The organism is Bordetella sp. MIP270_01_BMS, assembly GCF_054958705.1.
In genome coordinates this window covers 1,314,417-1,338,880 of record NZ_CM143297.1, presented here as the reverse complement: position 1 = coordinate 1,338,880, position 24,464 = coordinate 1,314,417, and the positions used below count along the sequence as shown (strand labels likewise).

21 protein-coding genes and 1 pseudogene are annotated in these 24,464 nt (G+C 64.8%); 21 read left to right on the top strand and 1 reads right to left on the bottom strand.

Annotated features, from left to right (window positions below; translation table 11 throughout):
* Positions 1-78 precede the first annotated feature (78 nt).
* The 15 genes from gyrA (at position 79) to cysM (ending at position 16,577) form a co-directional block, all read left to right on the top strand.
* Entirely contained in the window at positions 79-2,745 is a 2,667-nt protein-coding gene (gene gyrA, locus ACV17W_RS06165) for a DNA gyrase subunit A (protein ID WP_462595543.1), read from the top strand.
* The gene (gene serC, locus ACV17W_RS06160; protein ID WP_462595542.1) at positions 2,745-3,875 is read left to right on the top strand and encodes a 3-phosphoserine/phosphohydroxythreonine transaminase; all 1,131 of its coding nucleotides are present in this window, start codon (positions 2,745-2,747) and stop codon (positions 3,873-3,875) included. Before gyrA ends, serC begins: the two co-directional genes overlap by 1 nt.
* A complete protein-coding gene (gene pheA / locus ACV17W_RS06155) occupies positions 3,868-4,953 on the top strand; it encodes a prephenate dehydratase (RefSeq protein WP_462595541.1) in 1,086 nt (361 codons plus the stop codon). The genes serC and pheA overlap by 8 nt, the downstream gene beginning before the upstream one ends.
* Positions 4,954-4,976: 23 nt before the next feature.
* Positions 4,977-6,098 carry a histidinol-phosphate transaminase gene (hisC, locus tag ACV17W_RS06150; protein WP_462595540.1) on the top strand — a complete coding sequence of 374 codons (1,122 nt, stop codon included), beginning with the start codon at positions 4,977-4,979 and terminating at the stop codon, positions 6,096-6,098.
* On the top strand, positions 6,095-7,000 hold the full coding sequence (locus tag ACV17W_RS06145) for a prephenate dehydrogenase (RefSeq protein ID WP_462595539.1): 906 nt from the start codon (positions 6,095-6,097) through the stop codon (positions 6,998-7,000). The genes hisC and ACV17W_RS06145 overlap by 4 nt, the downstream gene beginning before the upstream one ends.
* Positions 7,001-7,006: 6 nt before the next feature.
* The gene (aroA, locus tag ACV17W_RS06140) at positions 7,007-8,350 is read left to right on the top strand and encodes a 3-phosphoshikimate 1-carboxyvinyltransferase (protein WP_462595538.1); all 1,344 of its coding nucleotides are present in this window, start codon (positions 7,007-7,009) and stop codon (positions 8,348-8,350) included.
* Complete coding sequence (gene cmk / locus ACV17W_RS06135; RefSeq protein WP_462595537.1) at positions 8,340-9,041, top strand: (d)CMP kinase; 702 nt, start codon at positions 8,340-8,342, stop codon at positions 9,039-9,041. Before aroA ends, cmk begins: the two co-directional genes overlap by 11 nt.
* A 117-nt stretch (positions 9,042-9,158) precedes the next feature.
* Positions 9,159-10,871 carry a 30S ribosomal protein S1 gene (gene rpsA, locus ACV17W_RS06130; protein WP_462595536.1) on the top strand — a complete coding sequence of 571 codons (1,713 nt, stop codon included), beginning with the start codon at positions 9,159-9,161 and terminating at the stop codon, positions 10,869-10,871.
* Positions 10,872-10,873: 2 nt separating this feature from the next.
* Positions 10,874-11,230, top strand: a complete 357-nt coding sequence (locus ACV17W_RS06125) for an integration host factor subunit beta (RefSeq protein WP_462595535.1) — start codon at positions 10,874-10,876, stop codon at positions 11,228-11,230.
* A 224-nt stretch (positions 11,231-11,454) separates the two neighbouring features.
* Complete coding sequence (locus ACV17W_RS06120) at positions 11,455-11,769, top strand: LapA family protein (protein WP_462595534.1); 315 nt, start codon at positions 11,455-11,457, stop codon at positions 11,767-11,769.
* A 41-nt stretch (positions 11,770-11,810) separates the two neighbouring features.
* Positions 11,811-13,034, top strand: coding sequence for a lipopolysaccharide assembly protein LapB (gene lapB, locus ACV17W_RS06115; protein WP_462595533.1), 1,224 nt, complete (start codon positions 11,811-11,813; stop codon positions 13,032-13,034).
* Complete coding sequence (rfaE1, locus tag ACV17W_RS06110; RefSeq protein WP_462595532.1) at positions 13,031-13,972, top strand: D-glycero-beta-D-manno-heptose-7-phosphate kinase; 942 nt, start codon at positions 13,031-13,033, stop codon at positions 13,970-13,972. The genes lapB and rfaE1 overlap by 4 nt, the downstream gene beginning before the upstream one ends.
* Positions 13,969-14,961 carry an ADP-glyceromanno-heptose 6-epimerase gene (gene rfaD / locus ACV17W_RS06105; RefSeq protein WP_462595531.1) on the top strand — a complete coding sequence of 331 codons (993 nt, stop codon included), beginning with the start codon at positions 13,969-13,971 and terminating at the stop codon, positions 14,959-14,961. Before rfaE1 ends, rfaD begins: the two co-directional genes overlap by 4 nt.
* Positions 14,962-15,094: 133 nt before the next feature.
* The gene (locus tag ACV17W_RS06100) at positions 15,095-15,571 is read left to right on the top strand and encodes a ComEA family DNA-binding protein (RefSeq protein WP_462595530.1); all 477 of its coding nucleotides are present in this window, start codon (positions 15,095-15,097) and stop codon (positions 15,569-15,571) included.
* 76 nt (positions 15,572-15,647) lie between these two features.
* A complete protein-coding gene (cysM, locus tag ACV17W_RS06095) occupies positions 15,648-16,577 on the top strand; it encodes a cysteine synthase CysM (RefSeq protein WP_462595529.1) in 930 nt (309 codons plus the stop codon).
* Between the two features lie 14 nt (positions 16,578-16,591).
* Here the strand turns inward: cysM and mltB are convergent, their stop codons facing one another.
* Positions 16,592-17,734: a lytic murein transglycosylase B gene (mltB, locus tag ACV17W_RS06090; RefSeq protein ID WP_462595528.1), complete on the bottom strand. Its 1,143-nt coding sequence runs from the start codon at positions 17,732-17,734 to the stop codon at positions 16,592-16,594.
* A gap of 10 nt (positions 17,735-17,744) precedes the next feature.
* Here mltB and ACV17W_RS06085 point away from each other — a divergent pair, with 10 nt between their 5' ends.
* From ACV17W_RS06085 to ACV17W_RS06060, 6 genes and pseudogenes are all read left to right on the top strand, one after another.
* A complete protein-coding gene (locus ACV17W_RS06085; RefSeq protein ID WP_462596484.1) occupies positions 17,745-18,668 on the top strand; it encodes a histone deacetylase family protein in 924 nt (307 codons plus the stop codon).
* Positions 18,669-18,736: 68 nt separating this feature from the next.
* Positions 18,737-19,486, top strand: a complete 750-nt coding sequence (locus tag ACV17W_RS06080; protein ID WP_462595527.1) for an electron transfer flavoprotein subunit beta/FixA family protein — start codon at positions 18,737-18,739, stop codon at positions 19,484-19,486.
* Positions 19,486-20,415, top strand: coding sequence for an electron transfer flavoprotein subunit alpha/FixB family protein (locus ACV17W_RS06075; RefSeq protein ID WP_462593747.1), 930 nt, complete (start codon positions 19,486-19,488; stop codon positions 20,413-20,415). The genes ACV17W_RS06080 and ACV17W_RS06075 overlap by 1 nt, the downstream gene beginning before the upstream one ends.
* Before the next feature lie 210 nt (positions 20,416-20,625).
* Positions 20,626-22,452 (top strand): acyl-CoA dehydrogenase, encoded by a 1,827-nt coding sequence (locus ACV17W_RS06070; RefSeq protein ID WP_462595526.1) that lies wholly within the window; start codon positions 20,626-20,628, stop codon positions 22,450-22,452.
* Between the two features lie 142 nt (positions 22,453-22,594).
* Positions 22,595-23,236, top strand: coding sequence for a peroxiredoxin (locus ACV17W_RS06065; RefSeq protein WP_462595525.1), 642 nt, complete (start codon positions 22,595-22,597; stop codon positions 23,234-23,236).
* 195 nt (positions 23,237-23,431) lie between these two features.
* Positions 23,432-24,444, top strand: a pseudogene (locus tag ACV17W_RS06060) (sulfate ABC transporter substrate-binding protein).
* The last annotated feature ends 20 nt before the right edge of the window (positions 24,445-24,464 follow it).

Here is a 24,464-nt window from a genome sequence, read left to right as displayed (position 1 = left end):
CATCGGGCAATCGGATGATAGAATTTCCTGTTTACCCGGCTCGGGTTACCACCTTACTGATTCAGTCGCTCTATATATATGGATTCCTTCGCCAAGGAGACGCTTCCGGTATCGCTGGAAGAAGAGATGCGCCGCAGCTATCTGGATTACGCAATGAGCGTGATCGTGGGACGGGCGCTGCCAGATGTACGCGACGGGCTCAAGCCGGTGCACCGGCGCGTGCTTTACGCCATGCACGAGCTCAACAACGACTGGAACCGCGCCTATAAGAAGTCGGCTCGTATCGTGGGCGATGTGATCGGTAAGTATCACCCCCACGGTGACCAATCCGTGTACGACACGATTGTGCGCATGGCGCAAGATTTCTCCATGCGCTACATGCTGGTCGACGGGCAGGGCAACTTCGGCTCGGTCGACGGCGACAGTGCCGCCGCAATGCGTTACACCGAGGTGCGCCTGGCCAAGATCGCCCATGAGCTGCTGGCCGACATCGATCAGGAAACGGTCGACTTCGGGCCCAACTACGATGGCAGTGAGCAAGAACCGCTCCTGTTGCCGTCGCGACTGCCCAACCTGCTGGTCAACGGCAGTTCGGGCATCGCCGTGGGCATGGCTACCAATATCCCGCCGCATAACCTCCAGGAAGTCGTCGACGGCTGCCTCTACTGCCTGCGCAATCCCGATTGCACGGTCGATGAACTCATCGAGATCATCCCGGCGCCCGATTTCCCAACGGGGGGCATCATCTACGGCATGTCCGGCGTGCGCGAGGGCTACCGCACCGGCCGCGGCCGCGTCGTCATGCGTGCGAAGACGCATTTCGAAGACATGGAAAAGGGCAACCGTCAGGCCATCGTGGTCGACGCCATTCCCTACCAGGTCAACAAGAAAACGCTGCAGGAACGTATCGCCGAGCTGGTCAACGAGAAGAAGATCGAAGGCATTTCTGACATCCGCGACGAGTCCGACAAGGACGGCATGCGGCTCGTGATCGAGCTCAAGCGCGGCGAAGTGCCCGAAGTCATACTGAACAATCTCTACAAGAATACCCAGCTGCAGGACACCTTCGGGATGAACCTGGTGGCGCTGGTCGACGGCCAGCCGCGACTGCTCAACCTGAAACAGCTGATCAGCTATTTCCTGCAGCACCGTCGCGAAGTCGTCACCCGCCGCACCGTGTTCCAGCTGCGCAAGGCGCGCGAGCGCGGCCATGTGCTCGAGGGGCTGGCCGTGGCGCTGGCCAATATCGACGATTTCATCGCCATCATCAAGGCGGCGCCCACGCCGCCGGTGGCCCGCCAGGAATTGATGGCCCGTACGTGGGATTCGTCTCTGGTGCGTGAAATGCTGTCGCGTTCCGATCTCGACGCCGTGGGCGGACGCGCCGCTTTCCGTCCCGATGACCTGCATGAAAGCTTCGGTCTGCAGGGCGATGGCCTGTATCGCCTGAGCGATACCCAGGCCCAGGAAATCCTGAACATGCGCCTGCAACGCCTGACCGGGCTCGAGCAGGACAAGATCGTCGGCGAATACATAGACATCATGGCCACGATCGCCGACCTGCTCGACATTCTGGCCAAGCCCGAACGCATCACCGTGATCATTGGCGACGAACTGCAAGCCATCAAGGCCGAGTTTTCCACCAACGTCAAAGACACGCGCCGTTCGGAAATCGAATTCAACGCCACTGAGCTAGACACCGAAGACCTGATCACACCCACCGACATGGTCGTCACCCTGTCTCATGCCGGTTACATCAAGAGCCAGCCGCTTTCCGAATACCGGTCGCAGAAACGCGGCGGGCGCGGCAAGCAGGCGACGGCCATGAAAGAGAACGACTGGATCGACCAGCTCTTCATCGCCAACACGCACAACTACCTGCTGTGCTTCTCCGACCGGGGCCGCGTGTACTGGCTGAAGGTCTGGGAGGTTCCGCAAGGCACGCGCGGCTCGCGCGGTCGGCCCATCGTCAATATGTTCCCGCTTGCCGACGGCGAGAAGATCACTGTCGTGCTGCCGGTCAAGGAATTCAGCGAAGACAACTACGTCTTCATGGCGACGTCGCGCGGCACGGTCAAGAAAACCCCGCTCTCCGATTTCTCCAATCCGCGCAAGGCGGGCATCATTGCGGTGGCGCTCGACGAAGGCGACTACCTCATCGGTGCCGACCTTACCGACGGCAAGCACGATGTCATGCTCTTCTCGGACGCGGGCAAGGCCGTGCGCTTCGATGAAAACGACGTGCGTCCCATGGGCCGCAATGCCCGTGGCGTGCGAGGCATGACGCTCGAAGATGGGCAGACGGTCATTGCCTTGCTCGTGGCCGGCGACGAATCGCAGAGCGTGCTCACCGCGACCGAAAACGGCTACGGCAAGCGCACGTCCATCGCCGAATACACGCGCCATGGCCGCGGCACCAAGGGCATGATCGCCATCCAGACCAGCTCGCGCAATGGCAAGGTGGTGGGTGCCGTGCTGGTCACACCGTCCGATGAAATCATGCTCATCACGACCGGCGGAGTGCTGGTGCGCACCCGCGTCAGCGAAATCCGTGAAATGGGCCGCGCCACGCAGGGTGTAACGCTGATCAGCGTCGACGACGGCAGCAGCCTTTCGGGCGTACGTCGTGTCGTCGAAAGCGACGCCGACGTCGATGACGAAGATTCCGATGCGCTGGACGCCGGCGACGGCGAGCCCGACGCAACGGCCGAACCGAGTGAACCGACTGAACCTACGGAGCAATAATGGCTCGCCCCTGGAATTTCTCGGCGGGGCCGTCGGCCCTGCCTGAGCCGGTGCTGCAGCAGGCAGCCGCCGAAATGCTGGACTGGAATGGCAGCGGCATGTCCGTGATGGAAATGAGCCATCGGGGCAAGCACTTCGTACAGATCTGCGACCAGGCCGAGGCCGACCTGCGCGAGCTGTTGAACGTGCCTGCGGACTATGCGGTGATGTTCATGCAGGGCGGGGGGCTGGGCGAGAACGCCATCGTACCGATGAACCTGATCGGCCGGCGTGGCAACCCGGCGGCCGACTTCGTTTTGACGGGGCATTGGTCCACGAGGTCGCACAAAGAAGCCGGCCGCTATGGGCAGACGCACATTGCCGCCAGCGCCGGCGAGGCCGCCGTGCTCGATGGGCACGAACAGGCCCCCTGGACCTGGGTTCCGCCGGTGGAGTCCTGGCAGGTGCGGCCGGACGCCGCCTACCTGCACCTTTGTAGCAACGAAACCATCCACGGCGTCGAGTTCACCGACTGGCCCGACCTGGCCGCGCTCGGCGCGCCAGATGTACCGCTGGTGGTCGATGCATCGTCGCATTTTCTGTCCCGGCCCATGGATATCACGCGCACCGGCCTGCTGTTCGCCGGCGCCCAGAAAAATGCCGGCCCGGCGGGTGTCACCATGGTTGTCGCGCGCCGCGATCTCCTCGGCAAGGCCTTGCCCATCTGTCCGTCTGCCTTCGACTATGCCAATGTGGCGGCCGAACATTCGCGCTACAACACGCCGCCGACATTCGCCATTTACATCGCGGGGCTGGTGTTCAAGTGGGTCAAGGCGCAGGGGGGCGTGGCGGGCATGGAAGCCGCCAACCGCGCCAAGGCCGACCTGCTCTATGGATACCTCGACAGCACCGAGTTCTATCGCAACCCGGTGCACGCCGCAGTGAGATCGCGCATGAACGTGCCCTTTGTGCTGCGTGACGAATCGCTCAACGACGCCTTCCTCCAAGGAGCCGAGGCGGCGGGGCTGATGCAGCTCAAGGGCCACAAAAGTGTCGGCGGCATGCGCGCGTCTATCTACAATGCCATGCCGCTGGATGGCGTGCGCGCGCTGGTCGACTACATGAAGGATTTCGAGCGCCGCCATGGCTGATTCGCTGCAAGACCAACTCAAGCCCCTGCGCGAACGCATCGACGCGATCGACGCGCAGATCCTCGACCTGCTGGGGCAGCGTGCCCAGGCGGCGCTCGAGGTCGGCGAAGTGAAGCACGCCGCGGCGGCGGATGGGCCCGTGTTGCGCCCCGAGCGCGAAGCCCAGATCATCCGGCGACTGCAGCAAATGAACGGCAGTGCGTTTCCGCGCGAAGGCGTGGCGGCCGTCTGGACCGAGATCATCTCGGCATGCCGCGGTCTCGAGCGCGGCATGACTGTCGCCTATCTGGGCCCCAGCGGCTCATTTTCCGAGCAGGCGGCGTTCGAGCATTTCGGCCGTGCCGTGCGCGCACTGCCTTGTCCGTCTTTCGACGAAGTCTTTCGCGCCGTCGAGGCGAGGCAGGCCGACGTGGGCATGGTGCCCGTGGAAAATTCCACCGAGGGGGCGGTCAATCGCAATCTCGACCTGCTGCTCAACACGCCGCTCAAGATTCTCGGCGAGCGCTCGCTCGATATCCGCCATTGCCTGATGACGCAAAGCGGCACGATGGAGGGTGTCACCGCCATCGCGGCCCATCCGCAGGCGCTTGCCCAATGCCAGGCCTGGCTCAATCGGCACTATCCCGGCCTTGAGCGTGTGGCGGAAAGCAGTAATTCGGAAGCCGCGCGCGTGGCTGCGGACAATCCGGCCATCGCGGCCATTGCCGGCGAAAGCGCTGCGCCCGCCTGGGGCCTGCAGGTCGTCGCGGCAGGCATCCAGGACGACCCGAACAACCGCACGCGCTTTCTGGCCATCGGCGAGTTCCAGCCCCTGCCGTCCGGTAAAGACAAGACCAGCCTGATCCTGGCCGTGCCCAATCGTGCCGGCGCCGTGTACGACATGCTTGCGCCCATGGCGGCCAACGGGGTCTCCATGACGCGCTTCGAGTCGCGGCCGGCCCGCACCGGCGAATGGGAATACTACTTTTACGTCGATGTGCTGGGGCACCGTGATGACGCCAATGTCGCTCGGGCCCTGGCCGATCTTCAGGAACAGGTTGCTTTCATCAAGGTGCTGGGCTCGTACCCGGCACAGTAACTTCCACGCGTGCGCGCATTCTCATGAACTCCGCTTCCAAGCCGTTGAACGCTCCCGCCCATATCAGCGCCATTGCGCCGTATCAGCCGGGAAAACCCATCGAAGAACTCGCGCGTGAGTTCGGCCTCGATCCCGCCGGCATCGTCAAGCTGGCCTCCAACGAGAATCCGTTGGGCATGCCCGGCGCCGCGCGCGATGCCCTGGCCGCCGCTGCCACATCGCTGGCGCGCTATCCCGACCCGAACGGCTTCGATCTGAAGGCCGCACTGGTGCGGCGCTATGACGTCCCCATGAACTGGGTCACCCTGGGCAATGGCTCGAACGACATTCTCGAGATCGCGGCCCTGGCGCTGCTCGAGCCGGGCACCTCGGCGGTGTATGCGCAGCATTCGTTCGTCGTCTACCGGCTGGCCACGCAGGCCCGTGGAGCGCGCCATATCCAGGTGCCCGCGGTCGATTACGGCCACGACCTTGACGCCATGTTCGCGGCCATCGCGGAAGATACTCGCGTCGTTTTTATTGCCAACCCGAATAATCCCACCGGCACCTTCGTGCCGGGCGCCGACGTGGCGAAGTTCCTGGCGCGGGTGCACGCCGCGCACGGCGACCGCGTGACCGTCGTGCTGGACGAGGCCTACAACGAATACCTCGACCCCGAGCTGCGTTTCGACAGCGTGGCGCTGGTGCGCCAATATCCCAACCTCATCGTGTCGCGGACCTTTTCCAAGGCGTACGGCCTGGCAGGCCTGCGGGTGGGCTATGCCGTGGCCCAGGCGGCGCTGACCGACCTGCTCAACCGCGTGCGGCAGCCGTTCAACGTCAACACGCTGGCGCAGGCCGCCGCCGTCGCGGCGCTGGGCGACACTGCGTTTCTCGAACGTTCCTACGAGTTGAACAAGGCGGGCAAGCAGCAGCTTTGTGAGGCATTCGATGGCCTGGCGCTGCGCTATGTGCCCAGCTATGGAAATTTCGTGCTCGTGCACGTGGGCGATGCTGCTCGCGTCAACCTCGAGCTCCTCAAGCGCGGCGTGATCGTGCGTCCGGTGGGCGGCGACGGCTTGCCCGAATGGTTGCGCGTCACGATCGGCCTGCCTGAAGAGAACCAGCGGTTCATCGCCGCCCTGACCGAAGTCCTGCGCGCATGACCCCCCCGTCGACCGGCACCTCGCCGTCGCAGGCCGATGGCCTTTCGATTCCGGTGCTGGCGGTAGTTGGCGTAGGCCTGATAGGTGGTTCGGCCGCGCTCGCGTTGCGCCAAGCGGGCCGGGTCGGGCGTGTGCTGGGCGTCGGGCGCAATGCCGCGACGCTGGCGCGAGCCCAGGAACTGGGCCTGATCGACGCCTGCGCCAGTCCACAGCAAGCGGCGGAACAGGCCGATATCATTCTTCTGGCCACGCCCGTGGGCGGTCTGGCGGGTGTATTGGAGCAATTGCGCCCGCATTTGCGCGATGGCACGGTGCTGACCGATGCGGGCAGCACCAAGGCCGAGGTCGTGTCGGCCGCACGGGCCGCACTGGGCGAGCGCGTCGCGCAGTTCGTCCCCGGGCATCCGGTGGCCGGCGCCGAGCGCAGTGGTCCCGATGCCGCCGATGCCGGGCTGTACCGTCGGCGCACCGTCATCCTGACGCCGATTCCCGAAAACGGACCCGCGGCGGTGGCGCAGGTGCGGGCGATGTGGCACGCTTGCGGAGCGCAGGTCATCGACATGGATGCCGATGCCCACGACCAGGTACTGGCTTCGGTAAGTCATATGCCCCACCTGCTGGCGGCGGCATATATGGCGCAGGTGGCGGCCGCCGACGACGCGGCCGGGCGCCTCGCATTGGCGGGTTCGGGATTTCGTGATTTCACCCGCATCGCGGCAGGTTCGCCCGAGATGTGGCGCGATATCTTTCTATCGAATCGCGACGCGCTGCGCACCGAGCTTGCAGCGGTGCGCGCAGTTCTCGACCAGGCCGAACGCGCCATAGCCGATGGAGATGGCCAGGCGCTCGAGATGCTGCTGGCGCGCGCCGCTCAAGCGCGTCGCGATTGGCGCAAGGAGTAGTACCGCATGACCGGACAGCCCTATCTCGATCTGCCGCGGGCCCGCCAGGCGCGGGGGCAACTGGCCTTGCCGGGCTCCAAGAGCATTTCCAATCGCGTGCTGCTGCTCGCCGCATTGGCCACCGGGCGCACGGAAATCTCGGGCCTGCTCGATTCCGACGACACGCGCGTCATGCTGGCTGCGTTGCGGCAGCTGGGCGTTACGGTCGACGACAGTCCCGCAGGAACGGCCGCCGTCACGGGCGCCGGCCGCTTTCCGGTCAGGCAGGCCGAACTGTTCCTGGGTAACGCCGGCACCGCCTTTCGCCCCCTCACGGCGGCGCTTGCATTAATGAATGGCCATTTTCGGCTGTCCGGCGTGCCGCGCATGCACGAACGCCCCATCGGGGATCTGGTCGATGCCCTGCGGCAGTGGGGCGCGCAGATCGAATACCTTGCCCAGGAGGGCTTTCCGCCGCTGAGTATCGGCGCAGGAAAGGTCCGTGCCGGAACGCCCGTGAAAGTGCAGGGCGCCGTGTCCAGCCAGTTCCTTACCGCGCTGTTGCTGGCGGCGCCAGTGCTCGCGCAGGATAGTGACCGTCCCGTCATCATCGATGTCGTGGGCGAGCTGATCTCGAAGCCCTACATCGATATCACCTTGAACCTGATGGCGCGCTACGGCGTACAGGTGCAACGCGACGGCTGGCGCCGTTTTACGGTCGAAGGCGGCGCAGCCTATCGCAGCCCAGGCGTCATCGCGGTCGAGGGCGATGCCTCGTCGGCGTCGTATTTCCTGGCCCTGGGAGCCATCGGCGGCGGGCCGGTGCGCGTCACCGGCGTCGGCGCCGACAGCATCCAGGGCGATGTGGGCTTCGCCCGCACGCTGGCCGAAATGGGCGTGCATATTGAATACGGCCCTGACTGGATCGAGGCCCGTGGCGTGCGGGTCGACCAGGGAGGGCGGTTGAAGGCGTTCGACACCGACTTCAATCTGATCCCGGACGCCGCCATGACGGCTGCGGCGCTGGCCTTGTATGCCGACGGGCCTTGCCGGCTGCGCAATATCGGCAGCTGGCGCGTGAAGGAGACCGACCGCATCCATGCCATGCATACCGAGCTGGCCAAACTGGGCGCCACGGTCGAGTCCGGCCCCGACTGGCTGCAGGTTACGCCCCCCGCGGCGGGGGAATGGCGCGATGCGCACATCGGCACATACGACGACCACCGCATGGCGATGTGTTTCTCGCTGGCGGCTTTCGGACCGGCTTCCGTGCGCATCATCGATCCCGGTTGTGTCAGCAAGACCTTTCCCGACTATTTCGATGTTTATGGCCGCCTTGTCTCCGGCGGCGCCGATCGCCATGACGACTGATTTCTCTGAAGGGGCCCGTGCCTTCGTGCCCGTGATTGCCATCGATGGCCCCACGGCTTCCGGCAAGGGTACGATCGCCCACCGGGTGGCGCGGTCCATGGGCTGGTCGGTACTCGACAGCGGCGCCCTGTATCGGCTGACCGCTCTGGCCGCCATCAACCGTGGCTTGGCGGCCGAGGACGAATCCGGGCTCGCCGGCGTCGCGCGCGACCTGGACGCCCGCTTCGAGGGCTCGCACATCTTCCTGGACGGCGACGAGGTCGGCGAGGCCATCCGGCACGAGCGGGTGGGCAATTTCGCGTCTCGCATTGCTGCGTATCCCGGCGTACGCCAGGCGCTGCTCGAACGCCAGCGTGCATTCCGGGTCGCCCCCGGCCTGGTGGCCGACGGCCGCGACATGGGCACCGTGGTGTTTCCCGATGCGGCCCTGAAGGTATTCCTGGTCGCCGATGTCGAGGCGCGCGCCGAAAGGCGTTGTAAGCAGTTGATCGAAAAGGGTATTTCTGCTAATCTAACCGACCTTTTGCGCGATATGCGCGAACGCGATGCGCGCGATATGCAGCGCAGCGCGGCGCCGCTGGTGCCAGCGGCCGATGCGCACGTGATCGATTCTTCGTACCTGAACATCGATCAGACGGTGCAGGCAGTACTCGATTTATGGAAAAGTTCCGTCCCTGGCGGCGGGTCGTAGTCACCGGGCAAAGCCCCGGGGCCAACGGGCCCTGCCAGGTTCATTCACTCCACTGTCGCGGGCAATCCGCTTCGGTGTGTTTTTAACGGCCGTTTTGGCCTAATGGATTTCAACCCCATGTCTTCCGTTTCCACCCCCGCCACCGGCGGCGAAAGCTTCGCCGACCTCTTCGCCGAAAGCCTCAAGAGCCAGGACATGAAGTCCGGCGAAGTCATCAGCGCCGAAGTCGTGCGCGTCGACCACAACTTTGTCGTCGTCAACGCCGGCCTGAAGTCCGAGGCACTGATTCCCCTGGAAGAGTTCCTGAACGACCAGGGCGAACTCGAAGTGCAACCCGGCGATTTCGTCTCGGTGGCCATCGATTCCCTGGAAAACGGCTACGGCGACACCATCCTGTCGCGCGATCGCGCCAAGCGCCTGTCGGCCTGGCTGCAACTGGAACAAGCCCTCGAAAACGGCGAATTGGTCACCGGCACCATCACTGGCAAGGTCAAGGGCGGTCTCACCGTCATGACCAACGGCATCCGCGCGTTCCTGCCCGGTTCGCTGGTCGACCTGCGTCCCGTCAAGGACACCACCCCGTACGAAGGCAAGACCCTCGAATTCAAGGTCATCAAGCTCGACCGCAAGCGCAACAACGTTGTGCTGTCGCGCCGCCAGGTGCTGGAAGCCAGCATGGGCGAAGAGCGCCAGAAACTACTCGAAACCCTGCACGAAGGCGCAGTGGTCAAGGGCGTGGTCAAGAACATCACCGACTACGGTGCGTTCGTTGACCTGGGCGGCATCGACGGCCTGCTGCACATCACCGACATGGCCTGGCGCCGTGTCCGCCATCCTTCCGAAGTGCTGCAGGTGGGCCAGGAAGTCGAAGCCAAGGTCCTCAAGTTCGACCAGGAAAAGAGCCGTGTCTCGCTGGGCGTCAAGCAGCTGGGCGAAGATCCGTGGGTGGGCCTGGCTCGCCGCTATCCGCAAGGCACCCGCCTGTTCGGCAAGGTGACCAACCTGACCGACTACGGCGCGTTCGTCGAAGTGGAAGCCGGCATCGAAGGCCTGGTGCACGTGTCCGAAATGGACTGGACCAACAAGAACGTCGATCCGCGCAAGGTTGTCACCTTGGGCGAAGAAGTCGAAGTCATGGTCCTGGAAATCGACGAAGACCGTCGCCGTATCTCGCTGGGCATGAAGCAGTGCCGCCAGAACCCGTGGGAAGAGTTCGCCACCAACTTCAAGCGTGGTGACAAGGTCCGCGGCGCCATCAAGTCGATCACCGACTTCGGCGTGTTCGTCGGCTTGCCTGGCGGCATCGACGGCCTGGTGCACTTGTCCGACCTGTCCTGGACGGAAACCGGCGAAGAAGCCGTGCGCAACTTCAAGAAGGGCGACGAGCTCGAAGCCGTGGTTCTGGGCATCGATACCGACAAGGAACGCATCTCGCTGGGCATCAAGCAGCTTGAAGGCGATCCCTTCAACAACTTCGTGGCTACCTACGACAAGGGTGCCGTGGTGCCGGGCGTGATCAAGTCGGTCGAGCCCAAGGGCGCCGTCATCACGTTGTCCGTCGATGTCGAAGGCTACCTGCGTGCCTCCGAAATCTCGTCGGGTCGTGTCGAAGATGCCACCACCGTGCTAAATGCCGGCGACAACATCGAAGCCATGATCGTCAACATCGATCGCAAGACGCGTTCGATCCAGCTGTCGATCAAGGCTCGCGACAACGCCGAAACCGCCGACACCATCCAGCGCATGTCCGAAGCCAGCGCCTCCTCGGGTACCACCAACCTGGGCGCGCTGCTCAAGGCCAAGCTGGATCAACAGCGCAACGACGGCTGATAGTGACCAAGTCGGAGCTGATCGCCGCACTGGCGGCCCGCTATCCACAGCTGGCCGCCCGCGACACCGATTACGCCGTCAAGACCATGCTCGATGCAATGACCCAGGCCCTGGCCTCGGGCCAGCGCATCGAGATTCGTGGCTTTGGCAGCTTTTCCTTGTCGCAGCGCTCACCCCGCATCGGGCGCAATCCCAAGTCGGGAGAGCAGGTGTTGGTGCCCGGCAAACAGGTGCCGCATTTCAAGGCTGGCAAAGAACTGCGCGAGCGGGTCGACCTGGCCAGTGGCACCGTCATGCCGATCATCGACGAAGCGCCGGACGAGCCGCAGTCCACGCTGCTTGGCGTACACGCCATGTAGCGGGCCTGCACTGCTGCCGTTACCGGCGTGCCCGATCACAAAGCCCCTTGAGGTATCAAGGGGCTTTGTTTTTGCGCGTGCACCCGGCCGGGGCGGGAATGAAGCAGGCGCCGGCCCGCAACGCACCTACGCCCGCCGTTCCGACGACGACGAATGCGGTATTGCTGACGGAGCGGTCCGGCTTCCGCTTACAATTGAAATCTCGAATCCATGGAGCATGCGCCATGCGTTACTTTGTCTGGGCCCTGCGATTGCTCGTTTTCATCGCGGTGTTGATGTTCGCCTTGAAGAACACCGACCCCGTCGAGGTCAAGTTCTATGCCGACTATGTCGTGCAGGATGTCCCGCTCATCGTGGTGATGCTGGCCACTTTTGTGGTGGGTACGCTTTTCGGGCTGCTGTTGACCGTTCCGGCCGCCATGCGCCGCCGCCGCGAAGCCGTGCGGCTGCGCCGTGAGCTCGAGCGCGTGCAGGCCGCCGCCAATGGCGCGCAGCCGGTGGTCGCACCCGAAGCCATCGCCCCCATGTCGCCGCTGTAAGCGCGGCATGCATCCCCTACGACCGGAATAGAGCACGCAGCGTGGATTTTGAACCTTGGTGGCTGATTTTCGTGCCGGTGCTGTTCGCACTGGGCTGGCTGGCGGCGCGTTTCGACTTCAGGCAGATGCTGCGTGAAACCCGCACATTGCCGGACTCTTATTTCCGCGGCCTGAATTTTCTCTTGAACGAGCAGCCCGATCGCGCCATCGATGCCTTCGTCGAGGTTGCCAAGCTCGACCCGGAAACCACGGAGTTGCATTTCGCGCTCGGCAGCCTGTTCCGCCGGCGCGGCGAGATGGAGCGCGCCATCCGCGTGCATCAGAGCCTGCTCAGCCGTTCCGATCTGCCTGAAGCCGAGCGCGAGCATGCGCAGCACGAACTGGCGCACGACTTCCTCAAGGCCGGCATGCTCGACCGGGCCGAGGCAGCGTTCGAACAACTGAAAGATACCCGGTATGCCTTGCCGGCGCTGCGATCCCTGATCCGGATCTACGAATCCGAACATGACTGGCCACGCGCCATCGAGGCGGTCAAGACCCTGCATGGCCTGGTCGACGAGCCGGTGCCGCAGATCGTGCACTATTACTGCGAACAGGCGCAGACTGCCCTCGCGGCCAAGCCCTTCGATGCCGATGCGGCCCACACCGCGCTGGATGCGGCCGACCATGCCGCGCGGCAGGCGGGGCAGGGCGACGGGGCAGGTAAATCAAGCAAGGTGCGCACGGCCATGCTGCGCGCCCGTATGGCGCAACTCGAGAACGACCCCAAGCGCGAGCGCATGTACCTGGAGTCCATTCTTGCTGATGCGCCCGAGTTCGCGGGCCTGGTCGCCGAGCAATTGCTCGCCAACTATCGCGCGGCGGAGCAGGCCGCGGCGGGCCTGGAAGTGCTGCAGAAGCAGTATGCCAAGCATCCCTCGCTGGACCTGTTCAACGTGGTGTTCCGCGAGCTGCGGGTGCAGCAGGGCGCGGCGCCGGCGTGGGCCTTTGCGCGAGGCGCATTGCGCCATCATCCCTCGCTGCTGGGGCTCGACCGCCTGCTCGAAGCCGAACTCGGCAGCGCCGACGCCGCGCTGCAAGACCACGGCCCCGTGCGCGGCGCCGACCTCAGCCTGCTACGCAGCCTGATCCATAAACACACCCAGCGCCTGGACCGTTATGCCTGCCGCAATTGCGGCTTTCAGGCGCGACGCTATTATTGGCAGTGCCCGGGCTGCAACGCCTGGGAAACCTATGCGCCGCGCCGCCTGGAAGAACTCGAATGAAACCATTTCCCGCCGAGGCCATCGCGCGTAGCCGCGTCCTGGTGGTGGGCGACGTCATGCTGGACCGCTATTGGTTCGGTGAAGTCGACCGCATTTCGCCCGAAGCCCCCGTCCCGGTCGTGCGAGTCGCGCGCCGCGAAGACCGCCTGGGCGGTGCGGCCAACGTGGCCCGCAACGTTGCCGCGCTGGGAGGGCAGGCCACGCTGGTCGGAATCGTCGGCGCCGACGAAGCGGGCAGCAGCATCGAGACCCTGTCAGGGCAGGCGGGCGTGCAGGCCGACCTGGTAGCCGACGCCACGCTTCCCACGACGCTAAAAATGCGTGTCCTGGGCCGCCAGCAGCAACTGCTGCGCGTCGACTTCGAAGACCAGCCGGCCGCCTCTACGCTCGACGACCTCGAAACACGGGTTGCGCGTTATCTGGCCAGCCACGACGTAGTGGTGTTGTCCGACTACGCCAAGGGCGCGCTCGACCGCGTCGAATCGCTCATCGCGCAGGCCAGCGCCGCGGGCGTGCCGGTATTGGTCGATCCTAAGGGCGACGACTACACGCGGTATCGCGGCGCGACGCTCATGACGCCAAACCGGGCCGAAATGCAGCAGGCCGTGGGCCGCTGGAGCTCCGAATCGCAACTGACCGAACGTGCGCAACAATTGCGGGCGGCGCTCGATATCGAAGCCTTGCTGGTGACGCGCTCCGAGCAAGGCATGACTCTATTCACCGCGGAAGGACGCGAGCACGTCGACGCGCAGGCACAGGAAGTCTTCGACGTGTCAGGCGCCGGCGACACCGTGCTGGCCGCCCTGGCAGCCATGCGGGCCGTCGGCCTTTCGTGGGCCGACGCCATGGTGTGGGCCAACCGCGCTGGCGGCATCGTCGTCGGCAAGCTGGGCACCTCGATCGTCACCGCCGCAGAACTCGCAGGAGAACCCACATGATCGTCGTTACAGGCGCCGCCGGCTTCATCGGCAGCAACCTGGTGCGAGGCCTGAACCGGCGCGGCATCCAGGACATCATCGCAGTCGACGACCTGACCGAGGGCGACAAGTTCCTCAACCTGGTCGACTGCCAGATTGCCGATTATCTCGATAAAGACGAGTTCCGCCGCAGGGTGCTGAGCGGCGGCCTGCCTCAGGTGCGCGCCGTGCTGCACCAGGGAGCGTGCTCGGACACCACCGAACGCAACGGGCGCTACATGCTCGACAACAACTACCGGGTGACTCTGGAGTTGTTCGAGTACTGCCAGGCTCAGCGCATTCCCTTTCTGTACGCCTCGTCGGCGGCCGTATACGGCGGGTCGTCGGTCTATGTCGAAGACCCCGCCAATGAACGTCCGTTGAACGTCTACGGCTATTCGAAGCTGCTGTTCGACCAGGTGCTGCGCACGCGCATGCAAAGCCTGACCGCCCAGGTGGTGGGCCTGCGTTACTTCAACGTGTATGGCCCTCACGAGCAGCACAAGGGGCGCATGGCTTCAGTGGCCTTCCACAACATGAACCAGTTTCTCGCCGAAGGCCATGTGCGCCTGTTCGCGGGCTGGGACGGCTACGCCGACGGGGGACAAAGCCGCGACTTCATCTCGGTAGACGATGTGGTCGCGGTGAACCTGCATTTTCTCGATCATCCCGAGGTATCCGGCATATTCAACTGCGGCACGGGTCGCGCGCAGCCGTTCAATGATGTGGCTGCGGCGGTGGTCAACACCTTGCGTGAAGAACGCGGCGAATCGCCCTTGCCGCTGGACAAACTGGTCGAGCAGGGCCTGTTGCGCTACATACCGTTTCCCGACGACCTGAAGGGGCGGTACCAGAGCTATACCCAGGCAGACGTCACGCAGTTGCGCGCCGCCGGGTTCACGGCCGCCATGCGCACCGTCCAGACTGGCGTGGCTGAATACGTGCGCTACTGGCGGTCGCGCCAGCCCTGACCCGAGGCGGCCGCGCTCCGTAGTAGCCGCGGCGGACCTTTTCATTCACCCGCTACGCGCGGGGGGCAGAGGCGCCGCATCATGGCGGGGCAGGCGGATCTGTCGGTCCGCCCATCCAGAACGGAGCCCTGCCATGAACCCCTTCCTGCACGACCCGGTGGCCGCCCCCTTGGCGGCGCCGCCCATTGCGTCGATACGCCGCGCCCCGCGCTGGCCGCTGGTCGGCCCGTGTCATCCCGGCCGGGCCGGTATGACCGCAAGGCGCCCCCTGGCCAGCACCGTAGGCCGTTTCGCCATGGCTGGCGGGCTCAGTCTTGCCGCCTGGCCCGCCCAGCCGCTTGACGTGAACGGTGCGTCGGCGCAGCAACTCGAGGCGTTGCACGGAGTCGGTCCACGCACCGCGCAGATCATCATCCGGGAGCGCGAGCGTGCCGGTCCGTTCGAATCCTTGGAAGACCTTTCTGATCGCGTACGCGGCATCGGCGCCAAGCGCCTGAGCAGCCTGCGTGCCGCCGGCCTGACGGTTGGCGCTGGCGTGCCAGTATTGACGCCGGGCAGCACGGCGACGCCGCAGTTTGCTCCCTCCATGCCGGGGCTTACAGCGCCCTGAAAGCGGGCACCCGGTATCCCTGGCGCGAGCGCGGCTTTGCGGCTGCGCCGCCGTGCCAGCGGTTATTATCGATCGCATGGCTACCTCTACTTACCCCACTATCGAACAGACTGTCGGCAATACGCCGTTGGTCCGCCTGCAGCGTATTCCCGGCCCGGCGGGACAGGCGCGTGGCAATGTCATCCTGGCAAAGCTGGAAGGCAATAATCCCGCCGGCTCCGTCAAAGACCGGCCCGCGCTGTCGATGATTCTTCGGGCCGAAGAGCGTGGCGAAATCCGGCCCGGCGACACGCTTATCGAAGCCACCAGCGGCAACACCGGCATCGCACTGGCCATGACCGCCGCCATGCGTGGCTATCGCATGGTGCTTATCATGCCCGACAACCTGTCCGTTGAACGGCGTGCCGCCATGGCCGCCTATGGCGCCGAGCTCATCCTCACCCCGGCCAGCAAGGGCGGCATGGAGTACGCCCGCGATCTTGCTACGTCGATGCAGGCCGAGGGCAAGGGCAAGGTGCTGGACCAGTTCTCCAACCCCGACAATCCGCGCGCGCACATCGAGGGGACCGGGCCCGAAATCTGGACCCAGACGGAAGGGCGGGTCAGCCATTTCGTCAGCGCCATGGGGACCACGGGCACCATCATGGGGGTATCAACCTACCTGAAATCGCGCAACGCGCAGGTGCAGGTCATCGGTGCGCAGCCGGCCGAGGGTTCGCAGATTCCGGGCATCCGCAAATGGCCCGAGGCTTATATGCCGAGCATCTTCGATCGCAGCCTGGTCGATGCGTATGAATCCATCGGGCAGGACGAGGCCGAGGCCATGGCTCGCCGTCTGGCCGCCGAAGAAGGCATTTTTGGCGGAATTTCCTCCGCCGGCGCGCTGGTGGCCGCCCTGCGCGTGGCCGAGCGCGCCGAGAATGCCACCATCGTGTTCATCGTGTGTGACCGCGGCGACCGTTACCTTTCTACCGGCGTATTCAACGAGGTCCGGCCGGCCGCGTAACCCTCGGCAGCGTTTCAGCGCCCCATGCGCGCTTGCAGGGCGGCGGCCAGGTCTGCCACTGCGGTGGCATAGAAATAGCTGCGGTTGTATTGGGTGAGCGCATAGAAGTTGGGCGTGGCGGTACGGTACTGAACGGTACCCCGCGCTTCTTCCTGCAGGTCGACGACACCCAGCGGGCGGTCGATCCAGCCTGCACCGTCGGCCCCCGGCGCCAGGCGTGCGCCAGCTGCCTGCAGCGTCGACCAGGTCTGGGTCGGCTGCAGGCCGCCCGTGGCCAGTGCCGACGGGTCCGCGGGCAGCACCACAGGCGCAAATACCGGCAGGCCGCGCAGCCAGCCATGTTCCACCAGGAAGTTGCCCACTGACATCACCGTATCGGACACGCTGTGCGTCAGGTCGATATGGCCGTCGTGGTCGCCGTCTACGGCGTAGCGCATGATACTGCCCGGCATGAATTGAGGCATGCCGATAGCGCCGGCGTACGACCCCTGTGCTTCCATGGGCAGTTTGTCCTGCAACGCCAGTGTGATGAAGTCGCCCAGTTGGCCGCGGAACATCTCTGCGCGCTCGGGACGGGTGGGGTCGGGGTAGTCGAAGGCCAGCGTGGCGAGGGCGTCGAGCACGCGGAAACGTCCCATATTGCGCCCGTACAGGGTTTCGACGCCGATGATGGCCGTGATGACCGACGCCGGCACGCCATAACGCTGCGCGGCCTGCTCAAGCAGGGTCTGGTTTTCCTGCCAGAACTGCACGCCCCAGTTGATCCGCTTGGGCTCGACGAATCGGGCACGGTAGGTGACCCAGCTGCGCCATACCTTGCGTCCCGGCGGCGAGGGAGCGATCAGGCGCGCCACCGTCGCGTTGTAACGCGAATCGGCCAGGGCGGCCACGACGGGGTCCAGTGGCAGGCCGCGGTCGGCCGCCAGCTTCTGGGCGTAGGCGAACGCTTCCGGGCGCAGTTCGCCCGTGGGCGTCGCGGTGGCGGAAGGTTCTGCGGGAGGCTGGGCCGGCCCGATGCGAATCGGGACGGCGCCCTCTGGCGAAGGGGCGGCCGCCAGGGCCTGGGCCCGTGGCGACCCGGGCGGGGGGGAACTGGCACAACCGGCCAAGGCCAGGGCAAGCATGCCGATTTGCAGGAATCGCCGACAGATGAACATAATCTTCCTTATGGAGACCATGTATCTTACCCACCCGTCGTGCAGGCTGCATGAAATGGGCAGTTGGCATCCCGAAAGCCCCCAGAGGCTGGACGCCATCGCTGACCAGTTACTGGCCAGCGGACTGATGCCTTTCCTGGCCGAACACGAAGCCCCCGCCGCGAGCCGCGAGGCGGTGCTGCGCGTCCATACCGCCGCCTATCTCGACAGCTTGCGCGAGCGCACGCCAGCCGAGGGTTACTGCAGCATCGATCCGGACACCCTGATGAACCCGCACACCTACGAGGCCGCGCTGCACGCGGCCGGGGCAGGCATCGCGGCGGTGGATGCCGTGATGGGTGGGCAGGCAGCGAATGCGTTCTGCGCGGTGCGACCGCCAGGGCATCATGCGCGTCGCGAAGAGGCCATGGGTTTCTGCTTCTTGAACAACGTGGCTATTGCGGCGCAGCACGCCATGCACGCGCACGGGGTGAAGCGGCTGGCCATCGTCGATTTCGACGTGCACCACGGCAACGGCACCGAAGAGGCGTTCGCCGGCGACGACCGGGTGCTCATGTGCAGTTTTTTCCAGCATCCCTTCTTTCCCAACAGCGGCACCACACATCCGGCCGCCAATATGGTCAATGTGCCGGTGCCGGCCTACACTGACGGCAAGGCGGTCCGGAACTTGGTGCGCGATGCCTGGCTCCCCCGGCTGGAAGCCCATGCGCCCGAACTGGTGCTGATTTCCGCCGGGTTCGATGCCCACCGCGAAGACGATATGGGGCAGCTGGGGCTGGTCGAGGCCGACTACGCCTGGTTGACCGAATGCGTTTCCGAAGTGGCGTCGCGCCACGCCCAGGGGCGCATCGTCAGCCTGCTCGAGGGCGGCTACAGCCTGTCGGCCCTCGGACGCAGCGTGGTGGCCCACATACGGGCCTTGGCAAAGTTGTAGAATCAACGAATTGTGCAATGCGGGGCCGGCGCGCGCCGGCCGCTTACTCATACCTAGGAGGCTGCTGGATGAAGGTGCTGGTACCAGTCAAGCGTGTCGTTGACTACAACGTCAAGGTACGCGTCAAATCCGATCAAACGGGCGTGGATATCGCGAACGTGAAGATGTCCATGAACCCGTTCGACGAGATTGCCGTCGAAGAAGCCACGCGCCTGAAAGAAAAAGGCGGGGTCACGGAAGTGGTGGCGGTGTCCTGCGGGGTGTCGCAAAGCCAGGAAACGCTGCGCACGGCCATGGCCATCGGCGCCGACCGCGGCATTCTGGTGCAGACCGATGCCGAACTGCAGCCGCTGGCGGTGGCCAAGCTGCTCAAGGGTCTGGTCGACAAAGAGCAGCCGCAGCTGGTCATCCTGGGCAAGCAGGCCATCGACGACGACGCCAACCAGACCGGTCAGATGCTGGCCGCGCTGCTCGACTGGCCGCAAGCTACGTTCGCCAGCAAGGTCGAGCTGGGCGAAGGCGAAGTCACGGTCACGCGCGAAGTCGACGGCGGGCTGGAAACGCTCAAGCTGAAGTTGCCGGCCATCGTGACGACCGACCTGCGCCTGAACGAGCCGCGCTACGTGACGCTGCCCAACATCATGAAGGCCAAGAAAAAGCCGCTGGACACGGTCACGCCGCAGGACCTGGGCGTCGATCCCGCGCCGCGTCTGAAGACCCTGAAGGTCAGCGAGCCGCCGGCGCGCAAGGCAGGCATCAAGGTGGCCGACGTGGCCGCGCTGGTCGACAAACTGAAGAACGAAGCGAAGGTGCTGTGATGACGACGCTGGTTATTGCCGAACACGACAACGCCCAATTGAAGGGTGCAACGCTGAACGCCGTGGCGGCTGCCGCGCAGCTGGGCGGCGATGTACACGTGCTGGTGGCGGGCAGCAATGCGCGCGCGGTGGCCGAGCAGGCGGGCCAGGCCGCGGGCGTGGCCAAGGTGCTGCTGGCCGACGCGCCGCACCTGGCCGATGGCCTGGCCGAGAACCTGGCCGCACAGGTGCTGGCGGTGGCCTCGAGCTACAGCCACATTGTGTTTCCGGCCACGGCCTCGGGCAAGAACGTGGCCCCGCGGGTGGCCGCCAAGCTCGACGTGGCGCAGATTTCCGACATTATCGCGGTGGAATCGCCGGACACCTTCCAGCGGCCCATTTACGCGGGCAACGCCATCGCCACGGTGCAGTCGGGCGACGCGGTCAAGGTGATCACGGTGCGCACCACGGGTTTCGATGCGGTCGAGGCCACGGGTGGCTCGGCGGCGGTCGAGGCGCTCGAGGCGGTGGCCGATTCGGGGCTGTCGTCGTTCGTGGGCCGCGAAGTGGCCAAGAGCGACCGCCCCGAGCTGGCGGGCGCGCGCGTGGTGGTCTCGGGCGGCCGCGGGCTGGGCAGCGCCGAGAACTTCAAGATCCTGGATCCGCTGGCCGACAAGCTGGGTGCGGCGCTGGGCGCCTCGCGCGCGGCAGTGGACGCGGGCTACGCGCCCAACGACTGGCAGGTGGGGCAGACCGGCAAGATCGTCGCGCCGCAGCTGTACGTGGCGGTGGGGATCTCGGGAGCCATCCAGCATCTGGCGGGCATGAAAGACTCCAAGGTCATCGTGGCCATCAACAAAGACGCTGAAGCGCCGATCTTCGGTGTGGCCGACTACGGCCTGGTGGGCGACCTGTTCCAGGTCGTGCCCGAGCTGGCCGGCGCGCTGTAAGCAACGCGCCGCGCAGGCGTGCATGGCGATGCCCGGCCCGTATGGGCCGGGCATTTTGCATTCACGGCAGGCGGGCTCCTGACTTGCCGCGCGTACCGGCCATTGCCCCCAAGCCCGGCGCGCCATGCAGGGCGGCAAATGGATAGGCTGGCGCCGAAGGGTTTAAGATGAGGGCCAGAAAATCCTCATCATCGCCGTCTCGGAGACACAATGGCTTACGTTACCCCGCTGCAGGACTTTCGATTCACGCTCCAGTCGCTGGCCGACCTTGACGACGTGCTGGCGCTGCCCGGCTTCGAAGAGGTCACGCCGGATCTGGTCGACGCCATCCTGGACGAGAACGCACGCTTTGTCGAGCAGGCCATCGTGCCGCTGAACGTGGCCGGGGACACCCAGCCGCCGACCTGGAAAGACGGGCAGGTCAGTACGACGCCGGGTTTCCGCAAGGGATTTGCCGATTATGCCGCGAGCGGCTGGCAGGGCTTGCAGCATCCCGTGCAATGGGGAGGGCAGGGCTTGCCCAAGCTCGTCGCCACGGCCCCCGGCGAAAATATCCAGGCTGCGAGCCTGGCATTTTCGTTGTGCCCCATGCTGACGGACGGCGTGATCGAGGCCTTGCTCACCGTGGGGTCGGATGCGCAGCGCCAGACCTATGTGCCCCAGCTGATCGCCGGCAAATGGACCGGCACCATGAACCTCACCGAGCCGCAGGCGGGTTCCGACCTGGCGCAGGTGGCCACACGTGCCGTGCCGCAGGCAGACGGCACATATCGCCTCAGCGGACAAAAAATCTTCATCACCTACGGTGAGCACGATCTTGCCGAAAACATCATTCATCTGGTGTTGGCGCGTACGCCTGACGCGCCGGCGGGGGTGAAGGGCATCTCGCTGTTCATCGTGCCCAAATACCTGGTCAACGACGATGGCAGCCTGGGTCCGCGCAATGACGTGTGGTGCGCTTCGCTCGAACACAAATTGGGCATCCACGGCAGTCCCACGGCCGTACTGCTGTACGGCTCGGGCCATGGCGAAGTGGGCGAGGGAGCCGTAGGCTACCTGGTGGGCGAAGCCAACCGGGGCCTGGAATACATGTTCATCATGATGAATGCGGCCCGCTTCAGCGTGGGCCAGCAGGGCATTGCGATCTCGGAACGTGCCTACCAGCACGCGCTGGCCTACGCGCAAGAGCGCGTGCAGGGACGTGCCATCGAAGGATCGGCCGGCCCTGTTGCCATCGCCCGGCACCCGGACGTGCAGCGCATGCTGCTCACCATGCGCGGGCTGACGGAAGCGGCGCGGGCCGTGTCCTTCGTGGCCGCCGCGGCGCATGACAAGGGCGTGCATCATCCGGACGCTGAGGTGCGGGCGCGCAACCGCGCGTTTTATGAGTACCTCGTGCCCATCGTGAAGGGCTTTTCAACCGAGTCGGCCGTCGAGGTGGCTTCGCTGGGCCTGCAAGTGCACGGCGGCATGGGCTATATCGAGGAAACGGGCGCGGCCCAGCACTACCGGGACGCCCGCATCCTGCCCATTTACGAAGGCACCACCGCAATCCAGGCGAACGACCTGGTAAGCCGCAAGACCTTGCGCGATGGCGGCGCAACCGCTTATTTCTGCATTGGCGCCATGCGCGATACGTTGAAAGCGCTCGACGCGGCAGTCAAGCGTGCGTCGTCTGCCGAACGCGACGGGCTGAGCCTGTTGCGATCCAATTTCGACCTCGCCATCCAGGCTTACGAAGGCGCCGTGGCGTTCATTCTCGAGCACGCGCAGTCCAACATACGCGCCGTGTACGCGGCCAGCGTGCCTTACCTGATGCTGGCCGGCACCGTGCACGGGGGGTGGCAGATGGCGCGCGCCGCGCTGGCGTGCCTGCAATCGGTGGCTGACGGTGACACCAACCCGTTTTATCGCACCAAGCTGTCCACGGCCCTGTTCTATGGTGCGCAGATACTGCCGCGTGCGCTCGCACTGTCGGCCGCGGTGCGCGCAGGGGACGTGGCGGATGCATGTGCCGCCCAGGCCGATATTTCATAATGTAATTAAGCAATGTCGCTTAAGTATTTCCAGTGATACTGCTTTGGTGTAAGAATGGTCGGTCCCGGTCCCGTCAGCAACGGGACCGCCTTTTGCCCTGCTGGCCGCGATGGCCGGCAGCAACCACCGCACGGAGACATCCATGAGCCAACTTCGCCTGGGCGACGCCGCCCCCGATTTCGAACAAAATTCGTCCATAGGCCCGATCCGCTTCCATGAGTATCTGGGCGACAGCTGGGGCGTACTGTTTTCGCATCCGGCCGACTTCACGCCGGTGTGCACCACCGAGCTCGGCTATACCGCCAAGCTGGCCGACGAGTTCGCCAAGCGCAACGTGAAAGTGCTGGCGCTGTCGGTTGACGGTGTGGATTCGCACAACAAGTGGATCGATGACATCAACGAAACGCAGTCCACGACGGTCAACTTTCCCATCATTGCCGATGACGACCGCAAAGTGTCCGAGCTGTACGACATGATTCATCCGAACGCCAACGCGACCCTCACGGTGCGTTCGGTATTCGTCATCGATCCGGCGAAGAAGGTGCGCCTGATCATTACGTACCCGGCCAGCACGGGCCGCAACTTCAACGAGATACTCCGCGTAATCGATTCCCTGCAGCTCACCGACAGCCATAGCGTTGCAACGCCGGTGAACTGGCAGGACGGCGACGACGTCATCATCGTGCCCTCGCTGCAAGACGAAACCGTCATCAAGCAGAAATTCCCGAAGGGCTACAAGGCGGTGCGCCCATACCTGCGCATTACGCCGCAACCGAATAAGTAAATTACCCGAGGTATGGGCAGCGCATGCGCTGCCTACGCCAGGTGCCGCTTGCCGCGCCCCAGGCGCGGTTTTTTTTGGGCGCTCGCCGCGGCTTATGCCATATGGCGATGAGCAACCAAAAAATGATTCGTTCGGTTTGTCTGTCGCGGCCCGCAAACTTGCGTCCATTGCACATCATCATGGAACGCACGCAGCATGCTATTCAGACTCAAGACCTGGTTCGCCGCCCTGGCCACGCTTGCCGCCACATTCATGCTGGGCCTGCCCGCGCACGCACAAACGCTGCTGAATGTCTCGTACGACCCCACGCGCGAGCTGTATCGTGCAGTCGATGCGGAGTTCGTGAAGTATTACCGCGAACAGGCCGGCGCCGAAATCACCATCCGCCAGTCGCACGGCGGGTCCGGCAAGCAGGCGCGCTCGGTCATCGATGGCCTGGATGCCGACGTGGTGACGCTCGCGCTGGCATATGACATTGATGCCATCGCCGCCCGGGGACTCCTGCCGGCTGACTGGCAGGCGCGCCTGCCTCGTAACAGCTCCCCCTATACGTCCACCATCGTGTTTCTGGTGCGCAAGGGAAATCCGAAGCAGGTCTACGACTGGAACGACCTGGTCAGGGATGGAATCGAAGTCATAACCCCAACCCCAAGACTTCGGGCGGCGCGCGCTGGAATTACCTGGCCGCCTGGGCGTATGCGCTGGAACGCAACGGGGGCGACACCGAGCAGGCCAAAGCTTTCTTGAGCGAGTTGTTCCGTCACGTCCCGGTGCTGGATACGGGGGCCCGCGGGGCCACCACGACGTTTGTCGAACGCGAGGTCGGCGATGTGTTGCTGGCCTGGGAAAACGAAGCGTTCCTCGCGCTGCAGGAACTGGGGCCGGACAGGTTCGACATCGTGGTGCCCTCGCTGTCCATCCTTGCGGAACCGCCGGTCGCGGTGGTGGACAAGAACGTCGATCGCAAGGGCACGCGCGCCATTGCCCAGGCCTATCTTGAGTTCCTGTACACACCCGCCGCCCAGGAAATCATTGCGCGCCATTACTACCGTCCGACGGACGAGCAGGTCGCGGCGAAGTTCGCCGGCCAATTCCCGAAGGTGAAGCTCGTCAACATCGACGACCCGATTTTCGGCGGATGGCAAAAGGCCCAGCAGGCGCATTTCAGCGATGGCGGTACGTTCGATCAGATCTATCAGCCTAAATAACCGCGTATGCAGAAGCGTTG

Coding starts and splice junctions, on each gene's coding strand:
- gyrA (WP_462595543.1), top strand. CDS start 79: ATGGATTCCTTCGCCAAGGAGACGCTTCCGGTATCGCTGGAAGAAGAG.
- serC (WP_462595542.1), top strand. CDS start 2,745: ATGGCTCGCCCCTGGAATTTCTCGGCGGGGCCGTCGGCCCTGCCTGAG.
- pheA (WP_462595541.1), top strand. CDS start 3,868: ATGGCTGATTCGCTGCAAGACCAACTCAAGCCCCTGCGCGAACGCATC.
- hisC (WP_462595540.1), top strand. CDS start 4,977: ATGAACTCCGCTTCCAAGCCGTTGAACGCTCCCGCCCATATCAGCGCC.
- ACV17W_RS06145 (WP_462595539.1), top strand. CDS start 6,095: ATGACCCCCCCGTCGACCGGCACCTCGCCGTCGCAGGCCGATGGCCTT.
- aroA (WP_462595538.1), top strand. CDS start 7,007: ATGACCGGACAGCCCTATCTCGATCTGCCGCGGGCCCGCCAGGCGCGG.
- cmk (WP_462595537.1), top strand. CDS start 8,340: ATGACGACTGATTTCTCTGAAGGGGCCCGTGCCTTCGTGCCCGTGATT.
- rpsA (WP_462595536.1), top strand. CDS start 9,159: ATGTCTTCCGTTTCCACCCCCGCCACCGGCGGCGAAAGCTTCGCCGAC.
- ACV17W_RS06120 (WP_462595534.1), top strand. CDS start 11,455: ATGCGTTACTTTGTCTGGGCCCTGCGATTGCTCGTTTTCATCGCGGTG.
- rfaE1 (WP_462595532.1), top strand. CDS start 13,031: ATGAAACCATTTCCCGCCGAGGCCATCGCGCGTAGCCGCGTCCTGGTG.
- rfaD (WP_462595531.1), top strand. CDS start 13,969: ATGATCGTCGTTACAGGCGCCGCCGGCTTCATCGGCAGCAACCTGGTG.
- ACV17W_RS06100 (WP_462595530.1), top strand. CDS start 15,095: ATGAACCCCTTCCTGCACGACCCGGTGGCCGCCCCCTTGGCGGCGCCG.
- cysM (WP_462595529.1), top strand. CDS start 15,648: ATGGCTACCTCTACTTACCCCACTATCGAACAGACTGTCGGCAATACG.
- mltB (WP_462595528.1), bottom strand. CDS start 17,734: ATGTTCATCTGTCGGCGATTCCTGCAAATCGGCATGCTTGCCCTGGCC.
- ACV17W_RS06085 (WP_462596484.1), top strand. CDS start 17,745: ATGGAGACCATGTATCTTACCCACCCGTCGTGCAGGCTGCATGAAATG.
- ACV17W_RS06080 (WP_462595527.1), top strand. CDS start 18,737: ATGAAGGTGCTGGTACCAGTCAAGCGTGTCGTTGACTACAACGTCAAG.
- ACV17W_RS06075 (WP_462593747.1), top strand. CDS start 19,486: ATGACGACGCTGGTTATTGCCGAACACGACAACGCCCAATTGAAGGGT.
- ACV17W_RS06070 (WP_462595526.1), top strand. CDS start 20,626: ATGGCTTACGTTACCCCGCTGCAGGACTTTCGATTCACGCTCCAGTCG.
- ACV17W_RS06065 (WP_462595525.1), top strand. CDS start 22,595: ATGAGCCAACTTCGCCTGGGCGACGCCGCCCCCGATTTCGAACAAAAT.